The sequence below is a fragment of the Bowmanella dokdonensis genome, from assembly GCF_017254865.1.
Taxonomy (GTDB): Bacteria; Pseudomonadota; Gammaproteobacteria; order Enterobacterales; family Alteromonadaceae; genus Bowmanella; species Bowmanella dokdonensis.
Window position 1 is genome coordinate 1 of the sequence record NZ_JAFKCV010000153.1, and the last position, 379, is coordinate 379.

Below are 379 nucleotides of genomic sequence, written 5' to 3' on the forward strand. Positions count from 1 at the left end.
TACCGTCCAGGAATATCATCAGTGTGGTGACATCACCGGTAATCAGCGCCACGCCGCCGGAGTTCACCGCAAATACTGCTAGCACCGCAAACTTAATGACCTTTTCCTTGGGTAATCCCAGTGGCAGTATCATGGCGACAGAAACCAGAGTGGCGGTGATGTTATCGGCCAAAGAGGAAAAGAAGAAAGCAAACAGGCCGGTCATGAAGAGTAATTTGCGCTCACTGAGTTTACTTGGCAACATCCTGTTGATCAGGCTCTCAATCATGCGCTTTTTGTTCAGATAGGCCACAAAGGTCATGGCTGCCACCAAAAACAGCCATAAACTGGCAATTTCAGCGATATTTTCTTCTAGGTGATGATTGACCAACTCGGTGGC

The 379-nt window shown here is 48.3% G+C and carries 1 protein-coding gene; it reads right to left on the minus strand.

The annotated features are described in order from the left end of the window. The coding region (locus tag J0A66_RS21995) for an SLC13 family permease (RefSeq protein WP_277603617.1) at positions 1–379 on the minus strand (379 nt) is incomplete at both ends.